The organism is Lysobacter olei (assembly GCF_054777355.1).
The window spans coordinates 104702-126035 of the sequence record NZ_BAAHAT010000006.1 but is presented as its reverse complement, the minus strand read 5'-3'; the positions used below and the strand labels follow the sequence as shown (position 1 = coordinate 126035).

Below are 21334 nucleotides of genomic sequence, written 5' to 3'. Positions count from 1 at the left end.
AATCCGCATGAAGCGATGGACGAGAGAATGGTGCGCACGGGGTGAACCTGGATTGCCCACTCAACCTAACTTGCCGCATTGCCCCCGTCGGCGCTCGGCGGTCACCTGACCGGCTGGCAGGCGCTCGCCTCCACGTCCGCTTGCCGACGAACGGATAATTTCCACCCCCTTTTTCACGCCACACTCACACGATGCGCGAAATCCAGATCGTGGATGCTGGCCAGCTCGCGACCGCCTATGCCGAGGCGGATTACGCCGTGCGCCTGGACGGCGATACCTTCCGGCTCAAGGTCGGCAAGCCGGCAGGCGACGTCGAGGCCTACTGGCCCGCCGACCGCTACGCCTTCATCACCGCCTGGAACCCCGCCTCCCACCCGCAGTCCGACGCGGTCAACCAGAGCGCGGATTCGTCGCTTGTGGCGCAACTCAAAGCGATCGCGGCGCCGCACCAGCCGGCATGGGCCGAGGACACCACCGGCGATTGGCGCGAGCTGGGCTGGCTCGTGACCGGATTGGATCCGCACATGCTCGACGCGCTGGCCCACGAATTCGGCCAGGCGGGCGTGCTGCACTGGGAACGCGGCCAGCCCGTCCGCCTCAAGATGTACCTGCGCCGTCCACCCCACATATCCCCTGTAGCGCACATCGACTGGGTAGAATGACGGGATCGCGGCCCGATGGCTGCCCGCTTCCTGCCAATGACGCCACCCGACCGCCCCGCCCCGCCGCTGCTCGAAGCCCGCGGCCTCCGCTTCACGCGCAACGATGAGCCCGTCTTCGGGCCGCTCGACTTTTCAGTCAACGCAGGCGAGGCCCTGCTGGTGCAAGGCGGCAACGGCGCCGGCAAAACCACCCTGCTGCGCGTCCTAGCCGGCCTGCTGCGTGCGGACGAAGGCGAAATCGACATCGACGGCGAGCGCGCCAAGGCCTCCCGCCGCGCACGGGCGATCGCCTACCTCAGCCACCTGCCCGGTTTGAAGGCGGACCTGAGCGCCTTGGAGAACCTGGACTTCCTGTGCGGCCTGCAAGGCCGACGCCGGACCCAGGTGCCCGAGAACGCGCTGGCCGTGGTCGGCCTGGCCGGTTACGAGGATGCCCTGGCCCGTCAGTTGTCGGCCGGGCAGAAGAAGCGCCTCTCGCTGGCCCGCATGTGGCTCTCGCCCGCGCCGCTGTGGCTGATGGATGAGCCTTACGCCAACCTCGATCTGCAGGGCATCGAACTGGTCAACCGCATGGTGCAGGCGCACCTGCGCGAAGGCGGCGCCGCGCTCGTCACCACCCACGGCGCCTACGCCGCGCCGCCCGTTCGCACCCGCCTGTTGACGCTGGAGCGCCAGCGCACGGAGGGCTACCGATGAGCCCTACGCACCATGCCCCCGGCCTGGTTTCGTCGGCCAAGGCCCTGATGGCCCGCGACCTGCGTCTGCTTTGGCGCCGCCGCGGTGACGCCTTCCAGCCGGCGCTGTTCGCGCTGTTGGTGGTGGTGCTGTTCGCGCTGGGCCTGGGCGGCGAGCCGCAGGCCCTGTCGAAGGTTGCCGCCGCCGTGCTGTGGCTGGCCGTGCTGCTGGCCGGCCTGCTGGCGCTGGACACCCTGTTCCGCGGCGATGCCGAGGACGGCTCGCTGGAGCAGTGGATGCTGGCGCCGGTGCCGCTGGCGTGGCTGGTGGGCGTCCGCACGTTCATGCACTGGGCCACGACGGCGCTGCCGCTGCTGGTCGCCACCCCGTTCCTGGGCGAACTGCTGCACCTGCCGCGCGAGCAATTGGGCGTGCTGATGGCGTCGCTGGCGCTGGGCACGCCGTTGCTGAGTCTGCTCGGAGCGGTGGTGGCCGCGCTGACGGTCGGCATGCGCCGCTCTGGTATCCTTGTCGCGTTGCTGGCGCTGCCGCTGTACGTGCCGATTCTGGTGTTTGGCGCAGGCGCGGTGGCAGCGTCGGCACAGGGTTTGGACCCGATTGGCGCGCTGTTGATGCTGGCCGCCGGGCTGGTCGTCACGGCCCTGCTGGCCCCCCTGGCCGCCGCTACCGCCATCCGGATCGCGCTCAATTGAGGCGCGTCAACGCCCGGCCCGCCCCTTCGGCGACAATGGCCCCACCCAACCGGCGCCCCGCGCCTGCGCGGAGCGCGACCTGACCGCATGAATCCGATCGTCCTCTGGTTCCACAAACTCGGCTCGCCCCCCTACTTCGATCGCTTCGCCGCGCGCTGGGCGCCGTGGGCCTACGGCCTAGGCCTGCTGGTCATGGCGGTGGGCGTATACGGTGCGCTGTTCCAGGTGCCGTCGGATTACCAGCAGGGCGACAGCTTCCGCATCCTGTACATCCACGTGCCCAGCGCCTGGATGAGCATGGCGGTGTTCGGCCTGATGGCCGTGTACTCGGCCATCGCACTGGTCTGGCGGATCAAGCTGGCCGAAATCCTGGCCATGGCCTGCGCGCCCATCGGTGCCGCGTTCACCCTCATCACCCTGGCCACCGGCTCCATCTGGGGCAAACCGATGTGGGGCACGTGGTGGGATTGGGACCCGCGCCTGACCACCGAGCTGATCCTGCTGTTCCTGTACCTGGGCGTGATCGGGCTGTACAACGCCATCGATGACCGCCGCTCCGCCGCGCGTGCCGCCGGCTTCCTCGCCATCGTCGGCGTGGTGTTGCTACCGATCATCCGCTACTCGGTGGTTTGGTGGAATTCGCTGCACCAGAGCCAGACCATCCGCGTGTTCGGCGAGTCGGCCATGGACCCGTCGATGATGCCGCCGCTGTGGTGGATGATCATCGGCACCAAACTGTGGTTCATCGGCGCCCTGCTCGCCCGCGCCCGCGCCGACAACCTCCGCCGCGAGGCCGGCAAGTCGTGGGTGGCGGACCTGGCCGGTGTCGGCCCCGACAGCCGGAAGCGCACCCGATGAGCTACCAGAACTACGTCATTGCATCCTTTGCGGTCTTCGTGATCGTACTGGGATGGGACTATGTGGCCACCCGGCTGCAGATCCGCCGCGAGATCAACAACGCCCGCCAGCGCGCCAAGCGCGAAGCGGCCCGCACGCAGTCCGATGAGTTGACCCGATGAACCCGATCCGTCGCCGACGCCTGCTGTGGATCCTCGCCCTCGTGGTGGCGGCCGGCCTGGCCGCGACCCTGGTGGCGATGGCCCTGCAGCGCAACGTCGCCTATCTCTACACTCCCACCGAAGTGAAGGCCGGCGAGGCTGGCAAGCACGCCCGGTTCCGCCTCGGCGGCATGGTGGCCAAGAACTCGTTCAAGCGCGCCGAAGGCTCGATGGAAGCCCACTTCGACGTGACCGACGGCGACAACATCCTGCCCGTGGTCTACACCGGCATCCTCCCCGACCTGTTCCGCGAGAACCAGGCGGTGGTGGCCACCGGCCGCATGGAGGGTGACCGCTTCGTCGCCGAGGAAGTGCTCGCCAAGCACGACGAGAACTACATGCCCAAGGAAGTGGCCGACAAGATGGGCCAGGCCCACAAGAAGCACAACGTGGCCGAGCCCGCCGCCGACGCCGCGGCCAACCCCGGCTACGCGAATTGAGCCAGCCCGGCCGCCACTTCGACGGCCGGGCCCCACTGACGCGCAGCGCGCGCCGGAGCTGAACGATGTTGCCTGAACTTGGCCAGATCACCCTGATCCTGGCGCTGCTGGTCTCGGTGCTGCAGGCCACCCTGCCGCTGGTGGGGGCGCAGCGCGGCATCGCGCCCTGGATGGCCACGGCGCGACCCGCCGCCTACGCGCAGTTGCTGCTGGTGGGCCTGGCCTTCGCCGTGCTGACCTGGGCCTTCGTGGTGCAGGACTTCTCGGTGGCCTACGTGGCCAAGAACAGCAATTCGCTGCTGCCGATGATGTACCGCTACTCGGCGGTCTGGGGCTCGCACGAGGGCTCCCTGCTGCTTTGGGCGCTGGTGCTGGCGCTGTGGACCGGCGCGGTGGCGTTGTGGTCCAAGCGCCTGCCCGATGAGGTGATCGCCCGCGTGCTGGCAGTGATGGGCTGGGTCAGCGTGGGCTTCCTCGCCTTCCTGATCTTCACCAGCAATCCGTTTGACCGCCTGCTGCCGGCCGCCGCCGAAGGCCGCGACCTCAATCCGCTGCTGCAGGACCCCGGCCTGATCATCCATCCGCCGATGCTGTATGCCGGCTACGTTGGATTTGCGGTGCCGTTCGCGTTCGCCATCGCCGCGCTGCTGGACGGCCGCGTGGATGCGCGCTGGCTGCGCTGGACGCGGCCGTGGACCAACGTGGCGTGGGCGTTCCTGACCTTGGGCATCGCGCTGGGCAGCTGGTGGGCCTATTACGAGCTGGGCTGGGGCGGCTGGTGGTTCTGGGACCCGGTGGAAAACGCCAGCTTCATGCCGTGGCTGGCCGGTGCCGCGCTGATCCACTCGCAGGCCGTCACCGAAAAGCGGGGCAGCTTCCGCGGCTGGACCCTGCTGCTGGCGATCGCCACGTTTTCGCTGTCGCTGCTGGGCACCTTCCTGGTGCGCTCGGGCGTGCTGACCAGCGTGCACGCGTTTGCGGCGGATCCGTCGCGCGGACTTTTCATCCTGATCTTCCTGGGCATCGTCGTCGGTGGCTCGCTGCTGCTGTACGCGCTGCGCGCGCCCGGCGGCGACGACGAGGGCAAGCCGTTCGAGGCCAGTTCCCGCGAGACGCTGCTGCTGGCCAACAACCTGTTGCTGACCACTGCCTGCGCGATGGTGCTGCTCGGCACGCTGTACCCGCTGCTCGCCGATGCGCTGGATCTGGGCAAGATCTCGGTCGGCCCGCCCTACTTCGCGCTGATGTTCACGCTGCTGATGGCGCCGCTGGTGCTGCTGCTGCCGTTCGGCCCCATCACCCGCTGGCAGCGCGAGCAGGTTTCCAGGCCGCTGGCGATGCTGGCGCCGTGGGCCGGGCTGGCGTTGGTGGCGGGCATCGCCGCGTACTTCATGGCGCCGCAAGGGGCCTGGAAGGTGGCGATGGGCGTGATGGGCGCGGTGTGGGTGGCCACCGGCACCGCGCGCTTCGTGTGGACGCGCCTGCAGTCCAACGGCAAGCGTTTCACCGCGGAAATGGCGGGCATGATCCTCGCCCACGTCGGTGTCGCCGTGTTCCTGGTCGGTGCATTGCTGGTGGAAGGCCTGAACCAGCAGCGCGAAGTGGCCGTGTCCCCGGGCAAGTCGGTGGAAGTGGCCGGCTATGAATTCCGGTTGGATGGCGTGGCGCATAGCCAGGGCCCCAACTATGAAGCCGACCGCGGCACCGTGACCGTGCTGCGCAACGACCGCGTGGTCGTCGTGCTGCACCCGGAGAAGCGGGCGTACGCCAGCGGCGGTCAGGTCATGACCGAGGCGGCCATCCGCCCGGGGATCACGAAGGACCTGTACGTCGCACTCGGCGAGCCGCTGGGCGGTGGTGCATGGGCTGTGCGCGTGCACATCAAGCCGTTCGTGCGCTGGATCTGGCTCGGCGCGTTGCTGATGATGCTGGGCGGTTTCGTGACGGCGGCGGACAAGCGTTTCCGCCGCGTTGGGACCGACCGCGTGCGCGAGCCACTGCCCACGAATGACGGCCTCGCGACGCCCGCAGCCGCCGTCGTCACCCGCGCTGCGGCCACTTCCGACACCGCCACGTCCACGCAGACGCCGCCTGCTGCGGAGCCCGCACGATGAGTTCCTCGCCTTCCCCCAAGCGCGGCGCGATGCGCTGGCTGCCGCTGGCCTTCGTCGCGCTGCTGGGCGTGTTGCTCGGCGTGGGCGTGCTGCTCAGCCGCAACCCCAACCGCGAGGCCCTGCCCTCGCCGTTGATCGGCAAGGCCGCACCGGCGTTTTCGCTACCGGTATTGCACGACCTGTCGCGCACCGTGACCTCGCAGGAACTGCGCGGCGCGCCGTACCTGCTGAACGTGTGGGGCAGCTGGTGCCCGGCGTGCCGCGACGAACACCCGGTGCTGACCCGGTTCGCCGAAACCAAACGCGTGCGCGTGGTGGGCTACAACTGGAAGGACGAGCCCGCCGACGCGCTGCGCTGGCTGGACGAGTTCGGTAACCCATATTGGCTGGTGCTGGCCGACTACGAAGGCAAGATCGCCATCGACTGGGGCATCTACGGCGCGCCGGAAACCTTCTTGGTGGACGCCAACGGCATGATTCGCTGGAAGTACGTCGGCCCGCTGACCGATGAGGTGATCCAGAAGCAGTTGCTGCCCGCGTTGCGGGAAGTGGAAACCACACCGGCGGGGGTGTCGCTGTGAGCGAGCCGATGCACACTGTGCCGCGCCTCAGCCCATTGCCTACCTCAACCGGGCCTGCACAGGGTTTTCCCGCGCAGTCGCTGACCCGCGCCGGCCGCGCGGCAGTGACCTCCCTGATGCTCGGCGCGATGCTGGGGCTTTCCGCTTTGTTCGCCCCTCTGTCGGCGCGCGCCCAGGCTGCCGTCGACCCCACGCCCATCCAGTTCAGCGACAACGCCGAGGAAGCCCGCTTCCACGCCTTGGTGAGCGAACTGCGCTGCGTGATGTGCCAGAACCAGTCGCTGGCCGACTCCAATGCGCAGATCGCGGTGGACTTGCGCCACGAGGTGCTGGCGCTGATGCGACAGGGCAAGAGCAACGCAGAGATCAAGGACTTCCTCGTGGCACGCTACGGCGAATTCGTGCTGTACCGCCCACAGGTGGAATCCAAGACCTGGCTGCTGTGGTTCGGCCCGGCCGTGGTGCTGCTTGCAGGCGGCCTGGTAGTGGCGGGCATCGTGCGCCGGCGCTCAACGCAGCAGCGGGGCAAGACGCACGCGGGTGACGCCACCCGCGGTGCCGCGGCCAATGCCGCCGAAGACGATCAGGAGTGGTGATGAGTGCGTTCGTGGTCGCCAGCCTGGTGCTGGTGTTGGTGATACTCGCTTACGTACTGCGTCCCGTGTTGAAGGCCCACCGCCTCACCGGCGCGGCGATGTTCGCCTCGGTGGCGGTGATGACGGGCGCACTGTATTTCGCCGTCGGCACGCCGCGCGCGCTGGACCCGGCCCAACGCCGCGCCCCGCAGACGCTGGACGAGGCCATTACCCAGCTTGAGGCCAAGCTGGCCGAGGACCCGAGCGAGATCGACGGCTGGCGCCTGCTGGCCCGTGCTTACACCGCGGAGGGCCGCCATGCCGATGCGCGCGACGCCCTCGCCCGCGCCGTGACCGTGGCCCCCGATGAGCCCGATCTGCTGGCCGACGCCGCCGAGGCCCGCGCCAACGCCGACAAGGACCACCGCTTCGACGAGAAGGCGGTGCAGATGCTCCGCCACGCCCTCGAGAAGCAGCCCTTGCACCAGCGGGCCCGCTGGTTCCTCGGCATCGCCCATCGCCAGGCCGGCGAAGCCGCCGAAGCGGCGAAGGCCTGGGAACCGCTGCTGACGATCGTGACGCCGGACGTGGCCACCACGCTGCTCCCGCAGATCAACGCCGCACGCGCTGAGGCCGGTCTAGCTGCGCTCGCCCCGCCAACACCGGCACCCGCCAGCGGCAAGGGCATCACGGTCAAGGTGGAACTGGCCGACGCCCTGCGCGACAAGGTCACCGCCGGCGCCACGCTGTTCGTCATCGCCCGCGAGCCGGGCGGCCCACCGATCCCGGTGGCAGCCGAGAAGCTGCCCGCCGCCCAGTTGCCGCTGGAAGTGCGCCTGGACGACGGCGACAGCCTGATGCCGACCAAGAAGTTCTCCGACCTGGCCAAGGCCGAGATCACCGCGCGCCTGTCGACCAGCGGCGACGCCATGCCCAAGGCCGGCGATCTGGAGGCCACGCCCGTACAAACCGCGACCGATGCGAAAGCCCCGGTGGTGATCAAGATCGACCGAGTGCGCCAATGAGCCCTGGGGGGGGCGCGACGCCGCCGGTGACCGCCCCCGTTACTGACGCAGGACCGCCCTTTCGGCCGAAAACGACGGTCTCTGCGACAATCGCAGATCGCTCCCGTCCATCGCGCTGCCCAGAGTCCACGGAATGACCGAATTCATCCCCCCCGGGACCCGTTACATCGACCTGCCTTCGCCCTTCCCCATGCGCCGGGGTGGCGCATTGCATGCGGCAAAGATGGCTTTCGAAACCTGGGGCACGCTCAACGCCGCGCGCGACAACGCCATCCTGATCGTCACCGGCCTATCGCCGGATGCCCACGCCGCCGCCAACGAGGCCAATCCCGCGGCCGGCTGGTGGGAGGCCATGCTCGGCCCCGGCAAGGCCATCGACACCGACCGCTGGCACGTCATCTGCGTCAACTCGCTGGGCAGCTGCAAGGGCTCCACCGGCCCGGCGTCCATCGATCCGGCCACGGGTCAGCCGTACCGCCTGACCTTCCCCGAATTGTCGGTGGAAGACGGGGCCAACGCCGCCGCGCACGTGGTTCGCGCGCTGGGCATTGAGCGTCTGGCATGCGTCATCGGCAACTCCATGGGCGGCATGACCGCGCTAGCCCTGCTGGCCCAGCACCGTGGTATGGCCCGCAGCCACATCAACATCTCCGGTGCGGCGCGTGCGCTGCCGTTCTCCATTGCGATCCGCTCACTGCAGCGCGAGGCCATCCGCCTCGACCCCAACTGGAACGGCGGCGACTACACCGACGAGCGCTACCCCGAGTCGGGCATGCGCATGGCGCGCAAGCTGGGCGTGATCACCTACCGCTCCGCGCTGGAGTGGGATGGCCGCTTCGGCCGCGTGCGCCTGGATTCCGACCGCGCCGATGATGAACCGTTTGGCCTGGAGTTTGAGGTGGAGAGCTACCTCGAGGCCCACGCCCGCCGCTTCGTGCGCCGCTTCGACCCCAACTGCTACCTGTACCTGAGCCGGTCGATGGACTGGTTCGACATCGGCGACTTCTGCCCGGGCGGCTGCGGCCGCGGCGAAGGCCCGTCCAGCGATGACGACACCCGCGCCGCGCTGGCCGCCATCCCGCTGGAGAAGGCGCTGGCCATCGGCGTGCACACCGACATACTGTTCCCGCTGCAGCAACAGCAGGAGATTGCCGAAGGCCTGCTGGCGGGGGGGACCGACGCGCGCTTCTTGCCGCTGCCGTCCCCGCAGGGACACGATGCGTTCCTGGTCGACTTCGACCGGTTCGCGCCGGCGGTGGGTGGGTTCCTGGCCGAACTCTGAGGACAGTGCGGGCGCCGCGACGCTCGCCCTGTTCTCCCCACAATCGCCACTTACGCCCGGCGCTTTCCATACGCGTTGGCACGGCGCGCGCCATGCCGCAGCGCACATAACACCCGGCCATGAGCGGGTTACACTTCGTCATATGCACGCACTCGCCACTGCCCTGCCCGACTTCGACTTCCCCGGCCACGACAAGCTGGTCGCCGCCCTGGACGCCGCGGTCTCCGCCGGCGACCAGCACGCCGTCACCGCCGCGCTGCGCAGTGCGCTGTGCAGCATGATCCGCGACCGCGACGTACAGCTGCCCGAGTGCGTGCATGAGCCCATCGACGACCACTACGCCCGTCGCGAGCTGTACCGCAGCCCCACGCACGGCTACAGCGTGGTGGCCATGACCTGGGGCCCGGGCCAGGGCACCCCGGTGCACGACCACTGCGGCCTGTGGTGCGTGGAAGGCGTGTGGGACGGCGAACTGGAAATCACCCAATACGAGCTGCTGGAAACCGACGGCGACCGCTTCCGCTTCCGCGCCGCCGGTGGCATGCAGGCCGGTCCGGGCAGCGCCGGCAGCCTGATCCCGCCGCACGAGTACCACACCATCCGCAATACCAGTCCCGACAACGTCGCCATCTCCCTGCACATCTACAAGGGGCCGATGGAGAGCTGCTCGATGTTCGTGCCGCAGGACGGCGAATGGTTTGCCCGCGCCTGCAAGGCGCTGAAGACCGACGAAGTGCACTGAACCCGCAGACGCAGGCCCAAGCCTTCGCTATACTGCTGGACCGCGCCGGAATGGCGGAATCGGTAGACGCAGCGGACTCAAAATCCGCCGCCCTTAAAAGCGTGTGGGTTCGAGTCCCACTTCCGGCACCAGTTTGAAGAAAATGCCAAGCCCTTGGGCTTGGCATTTTCGTTGGCGCCCACTCAGGCGCCCTCTTCCTCCGGCGACGGCTGCAACTCGACGGCCAGTTCCTCGAGATCGCCGATCGCGGACTCAACCGCATCGTGGAAGCCAGACTGGCGCGTCATCAGGTCCTCGATCGTCTCCGCCTGCTTCAGCTTCGAAAGCTCGCCATCGAACATCAACCACTGCGTGGTCAGCAGTTCGACGTTGTTCTTCGAATAGTGCCGCATCTCCTTGAGCTGCAGCAGCGTGTCGTTGACGTGGTCCAGCGGGGTCTTGGCGTCAGCGGACATGGCAAACCTCCTTGGGGGAGTGACGACGGCAGGGTAACCACGCGAACCTGTCTGGCAGCGAAACACCCACCTTCCAGTGAAGGCTGCGTGATCGACTTGGCTCGCATCTGCTTACAGCGCGCCACCTGCACCGGCAATCCGCCGGAGCACGGTGTCATCGACGTCTTCGGAAATGACCCGGTCCACCTGACCGGCCTCATTGCGGGCAAAGCGCAAGGGGCCCAGTCCCCCATCCATTGCGAACAACTCCTCCGACAACGGCACCAGTTCTTTGGGGGGCGCGCCGCCAGGTTCTCGAGCATGGAGCTTTCCATGGATGAGTTCGACCTGGACCGTCCAGTCGAACTCATCGATGCGGTAGGTGCCGGTGTATTCCCGAAGCAGCGCCGTTGATACCGCGACACCTTTGTGTCTTGGCAAGGCGTTGAGCTTACCAAGGCCATGTGACTGGCCGCATACCACGCATTCGCTCTTCTCGCCGAGGTTGCTGATCCTGTGCGCCACACCGTGCCGTGTGGCCAGGAAGGCATGCAGCGCCTTGAGGTCACCATCATTCAAGCGCCTGTAGTACCACCAGGGCATGATGGGGTCGAGCAATCCGGATTTGCCGGTACGCATGATCTGGATGAAGTTTTCCGCGTCGTAAGGCATGCCGCTGGCATGCGGCGTGATGTTCGCACTGAACACGTCGCGGCCATTGCGTCCCACTTCGTTGCCGCCCGCAAAGGCGCCGGGAAGACGCTTTCCGTCCCACAAGGTGTGGCATCCGGAGCAATCGCCAATTGCGGCAAGGTAGCGGCCGCGTTCGACCTGCGTCCCTTGGGGCGGTGCCGGCACGGGCGCGGTAACGGGCTGTGGCCAACTGACATAGCGCTTGACCTGGTCCGCCGTCAGAACCGTCTTCGGCAATGGGTTGCGCACGGGTGGAAGCGAACGAATGAACACCACCACTGCAGCAAGATCTTCGTCGGACAACATCCGGAACGTGCGGTAGTACATCTGCGGGTGCAGCAGGCGGCCGTCGTGGCCAATGCCCTCGCGAATTGCGCGGGCCAGCATGTCATCGCTCCAGCGGCCCACGCCGGTTTCCGGGTCGGACGTCAGGTTTGCGGCGACAAGGCGCGCTTTGCCATCGTCATTCCACACCGTGCCTGCGTAGGCCTTGCCCACCACGGGCGGACCACCCGGCTGGTTCAGGTCGCGGTCGGAATGGCAGGCCTCGCAGGCGAGGATGCCCTCGGCCAGGTACCGGCCGCGCAGGCGCCTCTCCTCTGTCCGTTCGAACACGCGGTCGGTCAACGGACGCACCTTGAGGCCGGGCAATTGCGCGATCTGCGCGATTTCGGTCTGCTTGGGAGACGGCGCCGCAGCCTCGGGTCGCGAGCACGCTGCCAAAGGGAGGCCGACCAGCGCGATGATTAGCGTCTGCAGCGCCGTGCTCATGCGCTTCCACTCCGCCATGAAGAATCCACGATTCCAACGGACAGGGAAACGCGCGACGGCCACTCCATGCTGGGCAAACATGCCCGTTGGTGCCTCGCTTCGGCCCGAGGCGGACATCCGGCGAGCCCCAATCCGCCAACGCGGATAAGCCAAGCTCAGACGCGCGACTCAGGCCAACCGACGAAGCGTCCCGTGAAGCTGCGTCCCCGGCGACACGGTGTTGAACACCGTCCCGTATTTGGTGACGTTTTCGTGCAAGAGTTCAAGACGGCGATCGGACTCGTCCGTGTCCACGAGGATTTCGTAACTGATCGACTCCATCCGCGGGGGAACATCCTGCCGGACGCCGTGGATCCGCACCTCCACCCCCTTGAGCTCGAACTTGAGTATCGGGACCACCCGTTCGATTCCTTTGATCATGCAAGCCGACAGGGCTGCGAGGAGTAACTCCGCTGGATTGAACGCGTCACGCCGACCCGCCAGGTCGGTGTCCAGTTCGATCCGCGCGTCCTTGCAGTCAGCGTAGCTGCCATGGGCATCGCGACGCGTCGCGCGCACGTTGAAGGTCAACTTTGTCTTTGCTTCACTCACTTCGCTCTCCCGTGGCGAATGGCGCCCGCCTGCCCCCCAAAAACACGCTCATGATGGCCCGGGAAGATCGATCATCTCGCCGTCGGCGTTCATTGGCTAGCTCGATCCAAGCGGCGCTGAATCGAAGTCGAAGGACTAATTGACTGGGCGAAAGTGGGGAGGTGCCCTCACGAGGCGCGATCCATTCGGACCCCATCGTACCGGGCGTCAGCGGGTGTCGTGGCTCACAGTGATCCGAGCCAGGAAACCGAGCGATCGAGAGCAAGGCGTCCTGCCTCGGTATCCAGGTTGAACTGGTACTCATGGGCCAGGGGTGGCTGGTAATCGGGCGAATAGAACAGTTCAGTGACCGCGACGCCTTGCGATGCCAACGCGCTCGCCATGGCCTTGGACTGCGGTGCCAGCGGGTCTGCATTTCCGGCGCTGATGAATGTCGACGGAAATGCGGGGGTGACGTGGGGCGCAATGGACATCATTGCGAATCCTTCGGCATCGCGCCAGTCGCGCTTTCCGCTGTAGGCCCACGAGGTGGATTTGACGAACCACCCCAGTATTCCGCCGCCCTGTCCCATCTTCGTCACGTCGTACACGCCGCAATGAAGCAGCGCCCCGGCGATTCGTCCGGCTTCCATACCCGGGGCAATGCCCACGGCGCGCGCGTAGTCTGGATTGCTCAGATCGCCGCGGTCTGCGCCGCGATCTGCGCCCCCGCGCTATCACCGGCCAGCACGATCTTGTCCGCGTTGATCCGCAGCTGGCCTGCGTTGGCGCGGAGGTGGGCCAACGCCTTGTTCGCCTGCCGGATCGGGGTTGGATACGCCGCCTCCGGTGCAATGGCGTACTCCACGTTGACGACGTGGAACCCGCGCCCGGCCAGGATCTTCAGGTAATTGGCAACGTCGCTGCGTCGCCCTGACACGAAGCCACCTCCATGGAACCATACGATCGTGGGCGCCGCGGGCGTGACCTTGGCGCCGCGATAGATGTCGAAGCGTGCATCGGGGTCAGTGGCGTCGTAAGTCAGCCCGGATTCGACCGAAATGTCCGTCGGCACCTTTGACGCCAGCGCGGCGGAAGCCTGCTCCGCCCCGCGATCGAAGATGGTTCGAATCACCAGCACGCTGGGCCACGGAGTGACATACACCGTGACGATGGCCAGCACGCCCACCAGCAATGCTACCCACGTAATCAGCCGGAGCACCATGTCTCACCCGTCTTCGGAAGAGCGCTTGAACTCATAAATGCCGGAATCGGCCTCCAACGCGAGGTAGAGCCGATCCTGTTTCAGCGTGAAGGAGCGAACGCGCGCAAGGTCACGTGCCAGTCGCGTGTCCATCGCACCCGTCTGGCACATCGCCCGCGTCATGGGCCCACCCTGCAGGGCGACGGAGCCTCCCTGCGTGGATTGCGACGTTACCTGCCAGGTCCCCGAAGCCCGGTTGCAGTCCAGTTGCAGCAACAGGCGTCCGCCTTCCTCGAAGGTCATGGTGTATCGCTCGACATTTGGCGGAATGACCGTGCCGATCGCATCATCGGACGATTGGAACGCGATCAGGCTCCAGCGCGTACCGGCAAGGGCATTGCGTGGGGGCTCGACCTGTGGCTGCTGCATCGTCCATTTCTCCTCGCGACAGGTGACGGTTTCCTGGTTGGCGTTCGTCCAGCGCAGTTCATGCCCTTTCCCGCGGATGCTCTGGCCGCTGCCGGCATAGGCGAAGCCGGAACCCGCCGGCTGTGCGGCCATTTCGGCCATGCCACCCGGCGATTCAACGGTGGCCCGGCCATCGGCGAAGGCCACCGTCAACGTGATTCCGCCGTCGCAGAGGAAGCGGGTCGTCGTCGACGAGGCGTCCCGGACCGGAGATTGCGCCATACAGCCGGCAAGCAGGCAGGTGGCCGTCATCGGCAACAGTGCAAGGCGTACGTTCATGGGCTTCTCCACAAGTCAGCGATGGTTGCGGCATCGGTTCGGCCAACGCGGGGCTGCGATGGTCCCGGTCACCCCCGGGAGGCCTGGGGTAGTGCAATTCGGCATACGGGGGCTGCCCCCACATGGATGCAGTCGGTGGCGTCTCGCCAACACCCCGCCGCCCGTGGCTGGACGGGGGGCAGGATCGGGGCTAAATGCGTGTAAAATCGCGGGTTTTCCGCAAGACCTGCCTGTGCACAACGCCCTCCGGGCCCCGGTCCCGGCGCTCCACCGCCTGCTTGCCCGCCTGGGCGAGACCGACGTTGCCGCCCCCGCCCCGTCCCTCACCGCCCGGCTGAGCCAATGGCTGGAGTGGACCCAGGCGGTGGCGCTGTCCTCGGCGCTGGATGCCCGGCCCGTGGCGCGTTCACCCGACACTGCACCCTCGCTGGCCCTCGACGCCAGCGAATGCGCGCGCGTTCGCGCCGCGTTGATGGCGGCCATCGTGGGTGACCGGGCGTTTGCCAGTGCGCCCGGCGCCAGCGGCAACGACCTGGCACAGCCCGACGCCAGCTTCTTCCGCCAGCGTTACACCGCCCTGCAGCAGGTGATGGAGGCTGACATCGGCCACCTGCGCGGTCGACTGCGCGGTCTGATGACCCAACAGGCGCCGGAGCTGGCGCCACTGGCCGCCATGGACGCCGTCATGGAGCGCGCGCTGGGCCGCCAGGAGCGCGCCCTGCTGGCGAGGCTCCCCGAGTGGCTGGCCCAGCACTTCGATCGCCTTCGCCTGGCCGCGGCCGCCGCGCCTGACGCCACCTCCCCCTCGGCCCGCTGGCTCGATGTGTTCCGCCAGGACATGCAGAGCCTGCTGCTGGCCGAACTCGACCTCCGTCTGCAACCCAGCGAGGGCCTCGTTTCGGCCCTGCGCACCACCGTGACTCCCTGACATGCCCAAGCACCTGCTCTACCGCGCCATCTTCATTGCTGGACTGGCCGCCATCGGCTGGATCGGCGCGGGCTACCTCGGCACCAACCTGCTGGCGTTGGCGGTGGTACTGCTGATCGCGGGCTGTTATGTGGCCGGCGCATTGGAGCTGCGGCGCTATCGGCAGGCCACGGCCACGCTGGTGCGCGCCTTGGAAGCGGCGGCGCAGCCGGTCGCAGACCTGGGTGCGTGGCTGGGCCAGCTGCACCCGTCCCTGCGCGACGCCGTACGCCAGCGCGTCGACGGCGGCCGCGTGCCGCTTCCAGCGCCGGCGCTGACGCCGTACCTGGTCGGCCTGCTGGTGCTGCTCGGCATGCTGGGCACGCTGCTGGGCATGATGAACACGCTGCGCGGCACCGGGCTGGCACTGGAAAGCGCCTCGGACCTGGCTGCCCTGCGTGCGTCCATCGCCGCCCCGGTGAAAGGCCTGGCGTTCGCCTTCGGCACGTCCATCGCGGGCGTGGCGGCATCGGCCATGCTCGGGTTGCTGGCCGCGCTGTGCCGCCGCGAACGCGTGGAGGCGGCGCAGGGACTGGACGCGGCCATTGCGTCCACGCTGCGGCCGTTCTCGCAGCCACACCAGCGCGATGAGGCCTTCAAGCTGCTGCAGCGCCAGGCCGACACCCTGCCGACGCTGGTGGCGCAGCTGCAGGCCACGCTGTCCACGATGGAACAGCAGAGCCTGGCGGCGAACGAGCGCCAATTGGCGCAACAGACCGCCTTCCACGAACGCACCGAAGCCGTGCACACGCGGCTGGCCGCCTCCGTGCAGCAGTCGCTGATGGAAGGCGCCTCCGAAAGCGCCCGCGCCACGGGCGCTGCGCTGCAGCCGGTGATGGAAGCCACCATGTCCGCCATTGCGCGCAATGCCGCCACGTTGCAAGAAAACGCGATGCAGGCCGTGCAGCAGCAGGTCGCGGGGTTGGCGTCGGAGTTCCAGAACACCACGGCCACCGTCGCAGGGCTGTGGACCGGCTCGCTCGCCGACCAGCGCCAAGCCAACGACGCGCTGGTGCACGATCTGCGCGCCTCGCTGGAGCGCTTCAACGAAGCCTTTGAGCAGCGTTCGGCAGGCGTGGTGGACACCGTCGCGGCGCGCTTCGATGCGGCCACTGCACGAGCAACCGCGGCGTGGGATGAGGCTGCGGTACGTCAATCCACGGCGTGGACCGAAGCGGCCTCGCGCCATGAAGCCGCGTGGTCCGAGGCGGCAACTCGCCACGAGACTGCCTGGGCCAATGCCGCTGCACGCCACGAGACCGCATCGGCAGACGCCGCGGCACGCCAGGAGGCCGCGTGGACGGAAGCCGTGGCCCGCCAGCTCACAGCCGGCACCGAGCTGGCGACCCGCAACCAGACGGCGCTGGAAACCGCGGCAAGCACGTTCGAGGCACATGCGGCCGCGCTGGTGCAGGCCGTGCAGCACTCGCACGCGGAGCTGCAGGCCACGCTGGACGTCAACGCGCAGCAGCGCATGGCCGCCTGGGCGCAATCCTTCGACGACATGACCCAGCCGCTGGTTGTCCGCTGGGAGCAGGCCGGCGAGCGCGCAGCGAGTCGCCAGCAAGACCTGTGCGACACGTTGGCCCGCACCGCCGATGAAATCACGGCGCAGACGCAGGCGCATGCCCGAGACACCATCGCCGAAATTTCGCGCCTGGTGCAGACCGCCTCCGAGGCGCCCAAGGCCGCCGCGGAGGTCATCGCCGAACTGCGCCAGAAGTTGTCCGACAGCATGGCCCGTGACACCGCGGTGCTGGAAGAGCGCGGCCGCCTGCTGGCGACCGTCGACACGCTGCTCAACGCGATCAACCACGCCTCCACCGAACAGCGCACGGCGGTGGACGCGCTGATCTCCACCAGCGCGGACCTGCTCGACCGGGTAGGCAACCGCTTCACTTCGCACATCGAAGCCGAGACCGGCAAGCTGGATGCCGCCGCTACCCGCATCGCCGCCGGCGCGATCGAAGTGGCCAGCCTGGGCGATGCGTTCGGCGCGGCGGTGCAGCGCTTCGGCGAGTCCAACGACCAGTTGGTCACGCGCCTGCAGGCCATCGAGGCCGCGCTGGACCAATCGCTGTCGCGCAGCGACGAGCAACTGGCGTACTACGTGGCGCAGGCGCGTGAGGTCATCGACCTGAGCGTGCTCGCGCAAAAGCAGATCATCGGCGAGCTGCAGCAACTGTCCGAGCAGCGGGCCGGGGCGGACGTGGCATGAGCGTGGAGCACGACGGCGACGTCGACGCCTCCACCGCCGTCTGGGCCGCGTTCGGCGACCTGATGTCGGTGCTGCTGGGCGTGTTCGCGCTGATCCTGGTCGGCGTGATCGCGGTGCAGATGCGCCTCTCGCACCAGTTGGACGAGGAAGTCCGCAAGCGTGAACAGGCCGCCAAGCAGATGCAGACGCTGGAACAGGTGTTGGCGGTCCCACTGGCCCAAGGTCGGGTCACGCTGGTGAATGGCCGCATCGGTATCCGCGGCAACGTGCTGTTCGCACTCAACTCCGACCGCTTGCAGCCCGACGGTCGCGAGCTGCTGAAGTCGCTGGCAAGCCCGTTGGCCGAATACCTGCGCGCGCGCGAGGAGATTCTGATGGTCAGCGGTTTCACCGACGACCGTCTGGTGAGCGACAGCAACCGCCACTTCGCCGACAACTGGGAGCTGTCGGCGCAGCGCGCCCTGACCGTGACCCGCACGCTGATCGACGCGGGCGTGCCGCCGTCCTCGGTGTTTGCCGCCGCGTTCGGTTCGCAGCAGCCGGTCAGCTCCAATGCCAACGAGGAAGGCCGCGCGCGCAATCGCCGCGTGGAGATCGCGCCCATGCCGCGACCGGCAAAGGCCGCCCCCGGCACCCCATGAGCGACGGCAGCCCAAACCTGCGGTCCAGGCTGGAGGCTTTGCGGGCCGTGAATGGCGCGCCACTTGGTACGCTCCGGCTGGCGCGCGTCGAGGCTTTGGAACGGCGCGCGGCCACGCAGACAGGCGAGGTACGGCAACTGCTCGACGCGCGGGTGGCTGAATTGCTGACCGAGCTCGCGGGAGAAACGCCACGCCCAACTGAACTCGTGGATCCGGGCGACCGCGCGCGACCGAATAGCGCACTGGCGGAACTGATCCGGCAATTTGATCGTCATGGAGCGGGCCGCCATGCCAGCGACCGCGTCCGGTATGACACGCCGCAAGTTGCCGCCGGTGATGCTAGGGGCACACGTACCGAAGCCGACGCAGACGCAGGTAGTGCCAGCGCCAACTTCGGATCCAATGCCAGCGTCGCTGGGCACGGCGCAGCCAGCGCCAGCCCTGGGCGGCCCATGTCACTCCAACGCGCCGAACATGCCGCGTTTGAAGATATCCGCCGGGCCTGCGCTGAAGTTCGCTCCCGGGCCCAACTGCGTGAAGCGCTTGCTTCGGCACCCGCCGATGCGGGCCCGCTCAACTCGGTCAGTCTGGTGCACCGTGCGCTGGCGAGGATGCACGCGCTGTCGCCGGAGTACCTCGAGCATTTCCTGGCGTACGTGGATGCTGTGTCGGCCTTGGAACCGCTATGCGGCAGCGTCGCAAACTCGGGCGAGAACCCGCCTCGCAACAAGAGCGGTAGCAAGCGCGTTGCAGCCAAGCCCCGAAGCCGGAAGGCATAAGCGCCCGCAATTTGCGCCGTTCCCCTGCGAACGCCATCTGAGCATGGCGCAGGCGAAATAGCCCGAGGCCCCATTAAAGGCAAACGCCAGACATGAAGAAGGCCCAGTCCTCGGAAACGTGTCCCGGGTGGCTGAGCCTTCCAGTCGGAGCGATTGCAGGAAACAGGTTGTTTCTCGCTTTTTCTCCGGCAAGTCGAACTTTACGCGCCTGCCTGTTAGCTCCATGTAAATAAACAGGCGCCGTTCGTCGGCCGGTGGGCTAGCATGCGCACATGTGCCTGATTGCCGTTGCCTGGCGTGTCCACCCCCGTTACCCGTTGGCGCTGATCGCCAACCGCGACGAGTCCCACGCGCGCCCCACGCTTCCCGCTGGCACCTACCCCGACCTGCCCAACGTATTGGGTGGCCGTGACCAGTTGCAGGGCGGCAGCTGGCTGATGGTGTCTTCGCTGGGCCGCTTGGCCGCCGTGACCAACGTCCGCCGCGGCCTTGCCGCGGAAACGGCTCCGCGCTCCCGAGGCTGTCTGGTGACCGGCTTCGTGCAGGACGACGCTTCGGCGCCCGACTGGTGTGCGTCGTTGGCACCTGGCGCCCCTGACTACGGCCGTTTCAACCTGCTGGCGTGGGATGGATCGACGCTGGCCTTCGCCACCAACGCCCCATCCTTCGCCACGCGCCCCATCGAACCCGGCGTGCATGCGATGTCCAACGGCGCGCTTGATGCAAGGTGGCCCAAGGGCGGCCACGCGACGGCCGCACTGTCGACCTGGCTGTCGAACGACATGTCCGCCACCCGCGAGACCGATGACGTCACATCACTGGAACCGTTGTTCCAGGCGCTGGCGGATACCACGCCTGCGCCGGACGACGCCTTGCCCGACACCGGCGTGGGTCTGGAGCTGGAGCGCATGCTGTCGCCACCGTTCGTGCGCAACGATCGCTATGGGACGCGCTGCAGCACGGTGGTGCTGGTGGAATCCGGGCGGCTGCTCTTCGTGGAGAGGCGTTTCGGACCGGAAGGCCACGTGACCGGTCAGACCGCCCACACATTGCCTTTGCCCGAAAGCGTTCGCTGAGACTGGTTCAGCCCCGCATGCCGCCGGACTACGGCGCGAGCCCATGTTCGTGGACCGCACAGCATCGCCAATTCTCAACCTGAACAATTTCCCTTCGGGAGGTTTGGCATTGCCGCGGCTTTCACATGCCCGGCGGCAATGTGCCTGCGACGCACCAACGCGTTCCAGGAGAGCACACGATGAACACGACCAAGACCCTTCTCGCGATGGCCTTCGTGCTGGCGCTGGGCGCCTGCAACAAGGATCAGGCGAACATGTCGGCGCAGGATGCTGCCGAATCCGCCACCGAAGCGCAGGAAGCCGCCAACAACGCCGCCGCCACCGGCGACGCTGCAGCCGCCACCGCGGCCCAGGCCGCTGCTGACGCCGCCGCCGCCGCTGCCGACGCTTCCGCCACCACCGCGCAGGCCGTGGCTGGCGACGAAGTGACCCGCCGCGACGACCTGGCTGACGCTGCCGAAAAGGCCGCCGATGCCGCCGAGCAGGCCCAGGACGCTGCCGAAGAGGCCAACGCGGCTGCCGATGGCAAGAACAACACCGACGGCAACTAAGCCATAGGTGGCTCCATTCGCCGGCCTGCGGTTCCGGACACTTCCTCGTCCCCGCTCCAGGAGCCGCAGGTCTGGCGATTCTCGCGGACGCACGTGGGCAACCACGTGCGTCGCGTTTTTTCCGTAGGGGCCCCTCGAGTCAGGACACGGCGTGCCGGCCCTCAGGTCCACGGCCACCAGCCGCGCCCGCTGAGAGCGTAACGATCGGCGGCGCGCTCGAATGGATTGCGCACGCTGACACCGCCGCACAACAGATACACCGGCAGGAACAGCGGCCCCAGCACCATGTACTGGTACACGTGCGCGCGCTCGTGGTCGGCAAGCGTGATGTGCGGGTCTTCGCCGTGTCCGGCGCGGTGCGCATAGGTAATGCAGGGCGAATCCAGTGTGTCGCCGGTGTGCAGGATCACATTGCCCATGGTCAGCGCGCCGCCGGGACCCCACGGCCAGCGGTGGAATACCACCGCCAAGTCCTGCGGCCGCAAGTGCACGTGCGCGCCGAAGGCCATGCCGACCATGCCGGCCATCAACCCCAGCACGGTGTTGGGAGACGCCCACGCAATGCCAAGCACCTGCCCAGCGCGATGCAACCAAGGGCTCAGGCGCCCTCCTCCGGCATCAGCAGCCACAGGATCAGGTACACCAGGATGCCCGGGAACGCCGCCGAGGCGATCGAGACGATCACGAAGATGGCGCGCAGCAGCGTGGAGCTCCAGCCGAAGCGCTGGGCGATGCCGCCCAGGACGCCGGCGATCATGCGGTCGGAACGGGAACGGGTGAACGGGCGCGGGGTGTTCATGGCGTCGGTCCTTGTGG

The 21334-nt window shown here is 67.8% G+C and carries 26 protein-coding genes and 1 tRNA gene; 19 read left to right on the top strand and 8 right to left on the bottom strand.

Annotated elements, in window-relative coordinates; translation table 11 throughout:
- Positions 1-191 precede the first annotated feature (191 nt).
- The 13 genes from ACYVBS_RS10540 to ACYVBS_RS10480 all read left to right on the top strand — a co-directional run bounded on the left by ACYVBS_RS10540 (position 192) and on the right by ACYVBS_RS10480 (position 9998).
- Positions 192-662: a DUF3293 domain-containing protein gene (locus tag ACYVBS_RS10540; protein WP_460823538.1), complete on the top strand. Its 471-nt coding sequence runs from the start codon at positions 192-194 to the stop codon at positions 660-662.
- 36 nt (positions 663-698) lie between these two features.
- The gene (gene ccmA, locus ACYVBS_RS10535; protein ID WP_460823682.1) at positions 699-1358 is read left to right on the top strand and encodes a heme ABC exporter ATP-binding protein CcmA; all 660 of its coding nucleotides are present in this window, start codon (positions 699-701) and stop codon (positions 1356-1358) included.
- Positions 1355-2050, top strand: coding sequence for a heme exporter protein CcmB (ccmB, locus tag ACYVBS_RS10530; protein WP_460823537.1), 696 nt, complete (start codon positions 1355-1357; stop codon positions 2048-2050). Before ccmA ends, ccmB begins: the two co-directional genes overlap by 4 nt.
- 87 nt (positions 2051-2137) lie before the next feature.
- On the top strand, positions 2138-2908 hold the full coding sequence (locus tag ACYVBS_RS10525) for a heme ABC transporter permease (protein WP_460823536.1): 771 nt from the start codon (positions 2138-2140) through the stop codon (positions 2906-2908).
- Positions 2905-3069, top strand: a complete 165-nt coding sequence (locus tag ACYVBS_RS10520) for a heme exporter protein CcmD (protein WP_460823535.1) — start codon at positions 2905-2907, stop codon at positions 3067-3069. Before ACYVBS_RS10525 ends, ACYVBS_RS10520 begins: the two co-directional genes overlap by 4 nt.
- Entirely contained in the window at positions 3066-3548 is a 483-nt protein-coding gene (gene ccmE, locus ACYVBS_RS10515; RefSeq protein WP_460823534.1) for a cytochrome c maturation protein CcmE, read from the top strand. Before ACYVBS_RS10520 ends, ccmE begins: the two co-directional genes overlap by 4 nt.
- A gap of 65 nt (positions 3549-3613) precedes the next feature.
- Complete coding sequence (locus tag ACYVBS_RS10510; protein WP_460823533.1) at positions 3614-5662, top strand: heme lyase CcmF/NrfE family subunit; 2049 nt, start codon at positions 3614-3616, stop codon at positions 5660-5662.
- Positions 5659-6243, top strand: coding sequence for a DsbE family thiol:disulfide interchange protein (locus ACYVBS_RS10505; RefSeq protein ID WP_460823531.1), 585 nt, complete (start codon positions 5659-5661; stop codon positions 6241-6243). Before ACYVBS_RS10510 ends, ACYVBS_RS10505 begins: the two co-directional genes overlap by 4 nt.
- Before the next feature lie 128 nt (positions 6244-6371).
- Positions 6372-6839: a cytochrome c-type biogenesis protein gene (locus ACYVBS_RS10500; RefSeq protein WP_460823680.1), complete on the top strand. Its 468-nt coding sequence runs from the start codon at positions 6372-6374 to the stop codon at positions 6837-6839.
- On the top strand, positions 6839-7843 hold the full coding sequence (locus tag ACYVBS_RS10495) for a tetratricopeptide repeat protein (RefSeq protein ID WP_460823530.1): 1005 nt from the start codon (positions 6839-6841) through the stop codon (positions 7841-7843). Before ACYVBS_RS10500 ends, ACYVBS_RS10495 begins: the two co-directional genes overlap by 1 nt.
- Positions 7844-7976: 133 nt before the next feature.
- Positions 7977-9125: a homoserine O-acetyltransferase MetX gene (metX, locus tag ACYVBS_RS10490; RefSeq protein ID WP_460823529.1), complete on the top strand. Its 1149-nt coding sequence runs from the start codon at positions 7977-7979 to the stop codon at positions 9123-9125.
- A 142-nt stretch (positions 9126-9267) separates the two neighbouring features.
- Complete coding sequence (locus tag ACYVBS_RS10485) at positions 9268-9867, top strand: cysteine dioxygenase family protein (protein WP_460823528.1); 600 nt, start codon at positions 9268-9270, stop codon at positions 9865-9867.
- A 44-nt stretch (positions 9868-9911) separates the two neighbouring features.
- Positions 9912-9998: transfer RNA gene (locus ACYVBS_RS10480), tRNA-Leu, on the top strand.
- A 51-nt stretch (positions 9999-10049) separates the two neighbouring features.
- On the opposite strand, the gene ACYVBS_RS10475 is transcribed toward ACYVBS_RS10480, so the two are convergent.
- The 6 genes from ACYVBS_RS10475 to ACYVBS_RS10450 form a co-directional block, all read right to left on the bottom strand.
- Complete coding sequence (locus ACYVBS_RS10475) at positions 10050-10322, bottom strand: hypothetical protein (RefSeq protein WP_460823527.1); 273 nt, start codon at positions 10320-10322, stop codon at positions 10050-10052.
- Positions 10323-10433: 111 nt separating this feature from the next.
- Entirely contained in the window at positions 10434-11765 is a 1332-nt protein-coding gene (locus ACYVBS_RS10470; protein WP_460823526.1) for a hypothetical protein, read from the bottom strand.
- Between the two features lie 168 nt (positions 11766-11933).
- Positions 11934-12356, bottom strand: coding sequence for an OsmC family protein (locus ACYVBS_RS10465; RefSeq protein ID WP_460823525.1), 423 nt, complete (start codon positions 12354-12356; stop codon positions 11934-11936).
- A 224-nt stretch (positions 12357-12580) separates the two neighbouring features.
- Complete coding sequence (locus tag ACYVBS_RS10460) at positions 12581-13006, bottom strand: hypothetical protein (RefSeq protein ID WP_460823524.1); 426 nt, start codon at positions 13004-13006, stop codon at positions 12581-12583.
- Between the two features lie 23 nt (positions 13007-13029).
- On the bottom strand, positions 13030-13560 hold the full coding sequence (locus tag ACYVBS_RS10455; RefSeq protein ID WP_460823523.1) for an alpha/beta hydrolase: 531 nt from the start codon (positions 13558-13560) through the stop codon (positions 13030-13032).
- Positions 13561-13563: 3 nt separating this feature from the next.
- Positions 13564-14286 carry an META domain-containing protein gene (locus tag ACYVBS_RS10450; protein WP_460823521.1) on the bottom strand — a complete coding sequence of 241 codons (723 nt, stop codon included), beginning with the start codon at positions 14284-14286 and terminating at the stop codon, positions 13564-13566.
- A 232-nt stretch (positions 14287-14518) separates the two neighbouring features.
- Between ACYVBS_RS10450 and ACYVBS_RS10445 the strand changes: the two genes are divergently transcribed.
- The 6 genes from ACYVBS_RS10445 (at position 14519) to ACYVBS_RS10420 (ending at position 20518) form a co-directional block, all read left to right on the top strand.
- The gene (locus ACYVBS_RS10445) at positions 14519-15214 is read left to right on the top strand and encodes a DUF3348 family protein (RefSeq protein WP_460823520.1); all 696 of its coding nucleotides are present in this window, start codon (positions 14519-14521) and stop codon (positions 15212-15214) included.
- Between the two features lies 1 nt (position 15215).
- Positions 15216-17471 (top strand): DUF802 domain-containing protein, encoded by a 2256-nt coding sequence (locus ACYVBS_RS10440; protein ID WP_460823519.1) that lies wholly within the window; start codon positions 15216-15218, stop codon positions 17469-17471.
- On the top strand, positions 17468-18112 hold the full coding sequence (locus tag ACYVBS_RS10435) for an OmpA family protein (RefSeq protein WP_460823517.1): 645 nt from the start codon (positions 17468-17470) through the stop codon (positions 18110-18112). Before ACYVBS_RS10440 ends, ACYVBS_RS10435 begins: the two co-directional genes overlap by 4 nt.
- On the top strand, positions 18109-18891 hold the full coding sequence (locus ACYVBS_RS10430; RefSeq protein ID WP_460823516.1) for a DUF2894 domain-containing protein: 783 nt from the start codon (positions 18109-18111) through the stop codon (positions 18889-18891). Before ACYVBS_RS10435 ends, ACYVBS_RS10430 begins: the two co-directional genes overlap by 4 nt.
- A 272-nt stretch (positions 18892-19163) precedes the next feature.
- Complete coding sequence (locus ACYVBS_RS10425; protein ID WP_460823514.1) at positions 19164-19967, top strand: NRDE family protein; 804 nt, start codon at positions 19164-19166, stop codon at positions 19965-19967.
- 179 nt (positions 19968-20146) lie between these two features.
- A complete protein-coding gene (locus tag ACYVBS_RS10420; protein WP_460823513.1) occupies positions 20147-20518 on the top strand; it encodes a hypothetical protein in 372 nt (123 codons plus the stop codon).
- Positions 20519-20679: 161 nt separating this feature from the next.
- Here the strand turns inward: ACYVBS_RS10420 and ACYVBS_RS10415 are convergent, their stop codons facing one another.
- Positions 20680-21147, bottom strand: a complete 468-nt coding sequence (locus ACYVBS_RS10415) for a hypothetical protein (RefSeq protein WP_460823512.1) — start codon at positions 21145-21147, stop codon at positions 20680-20682.
- Positions 21117-21317, bottom strand: a complete 201-nt coding sequence (locus ACYVBS_RS10410) for a PspC domain-containing protein (RefSeq protein ID WP_460823511.1) — start codon at positions 21315-21317, stop codon at positions 21117-21119. The genes ACYVBS_RS10415 and ACYVBS_RS10410 overlap by 31 nt, the downstream gene beginning before the upstream one ends.
- Between the last annotated feature and the right edge of the window lie 17 nt (positions 21318-21334).

Coding starts and splice junctions, on each gene's coding strand:
- ACYVBS_RS10455 (WP_460823523.1), bottom strand. CDS start 13,560: ATGGTGCTCCGGCTGATTACGTGGGTAGCATTGCTGGTGGGCGTGCTG.
- ACYVBS_RS10520 (WP_460823535.1), top strand. CDS start 2,905: ATGAGCTACCAGAACTACGTCATTGCATCCTTTGCGGTCTTCGTGATC.
- ACYVBS_RS10485 (WP_460823528.1), top strand. CDS start 9,268: ATGCACGCACTCGCCACTGCCCTGCCCGACTTCGACTTCCCCGGCCAC.
- ACYVBS_RS10440 (WP_460823519.1), top strand. CDS start 15,216: ATGCCCAAGCACCTGCTCTACCGCGCCATCTTCATTGCTGGACTGGCC.
- ACYVBS_RS10475 (WP_460823527.1), bottom strand. CDS start 10,322: ATGTCCGCTGACGCCAAGACCCCGCTGGACCACGTCAACGACACGCTG.
- ACYVBS_RS10420 (WP_460823513.1), top strand. CDS start 20,147: ATGAACACGACCAAGACCCTTCTCGCGATGGCCTTCGTGCTGGCGCTG.
- ACYVBS_RS10500 (WP_460823680.1), top strand. CDS start 6,372: ATGCTGGGGCTTTCCGCTTTGTTCGCCCCTCTGTCGGCGCGCGCCCAG.
- ACYVBS_RS10450 (WP_460823521.1), bottom strand. CDS start 14,286: ATGAACGTACGCCTTGCACTGTTGCCGATGACGGCCACCTGCCTGCTT.
- ACYVBS_RS10425 (WP_460823514.1), top strand. CDS start 19,164: ATGTGCCTGATTGCCGTTGCCTGGCGTGTCCACCCCCGTTACCCGTTG.
- ccmE (WP_460823534.1), top strand. CDS start 3,066: ATGAACCCGATCCGTCGCCGACGCCTGCTGTGGATCCTCGCCCTCGTG.
- ACYVBS_RS10435 (WP_460823517.1), top strand. CDS start 17,468: ATGAGCGTGGAGCACGACGGCGACGTCGACGCCTCCACCGCCGTCTGG.
- ACYVBS_RS10505 (WP_460823531.1), top strand. CDS start 5,659: ATGAGTTCCTCGCCTTCCCCCAAGCGCGGCGCGATGCGCTGGCTGCCG.
- metX (WP_460823529.1), top strand. CDS start 7,977: ATGACCGAATTCATCCCCCCCGGGACCCGTTACATCGACCTGCCTTCG.
- ACYVBS_RS10410 (WP_460823511.1), bottom strand. CDS start 21,317: ATGAACACCCCGCGCCCGTTCACCCGTTCCCGTTCCGACCGCATGATC.
- ACYVBS_RS10470 (WP_460823526.1), bottom strand. CDS start 11,765: ATGAGCACGGCGCTGCAGACGCTAATCATCGCGCTGGTCGGCCTCCCT.
- ACYVBS_RS10540 (WP_460823538.1), top strand. CDS start 192: ATGCGCGAAATCCAGATCGTGGATGCTGGCCAGCTCGCGACCGCCTAT.
- ccmA (WP_460823682.1), top strand. CDS start 699: ATGACGCCACCCGACCGCCCCGCCCCGCCGCTGCTCGAAGCCCGCGGC.
- ACYVBS_RS10495 (WP_460823530.1), top strand. CDS start 6,839: ATGAGTGCGTTCGTGGTCGCCAGCCTGGTGCTGGTGTTGGTGATACTC.
- ACYVBS_RS10510 (WP_460823533.1), top strand. CDS start 3,614: ATGTTGCCTGAACTTGGCCAGATCACCCTGATCCTGGCGCTGCTGGTC.
- ACYVBS_RS10525 (WP_460823536.1), top strand. CDS start 2,138: ATGAATCCGATCGTCCTCTGGTTCCACAAACTCGGCTCGCCCCCCTAC.
- ccmB (WP_460823537.1), top strand. CDS start 1,355: ATGAGCCCTACGCACCATGCCCCCGGCCTGGTTTCGTCGGCCAAGGCC.
- ACYVBS_RS10430 (WP_460823516.1), top strand. CDS start 18,109: ATGAGCGACGGCAGCCCAAACCTGCGGTCCAGGCTGGAGGCTTTGCGG.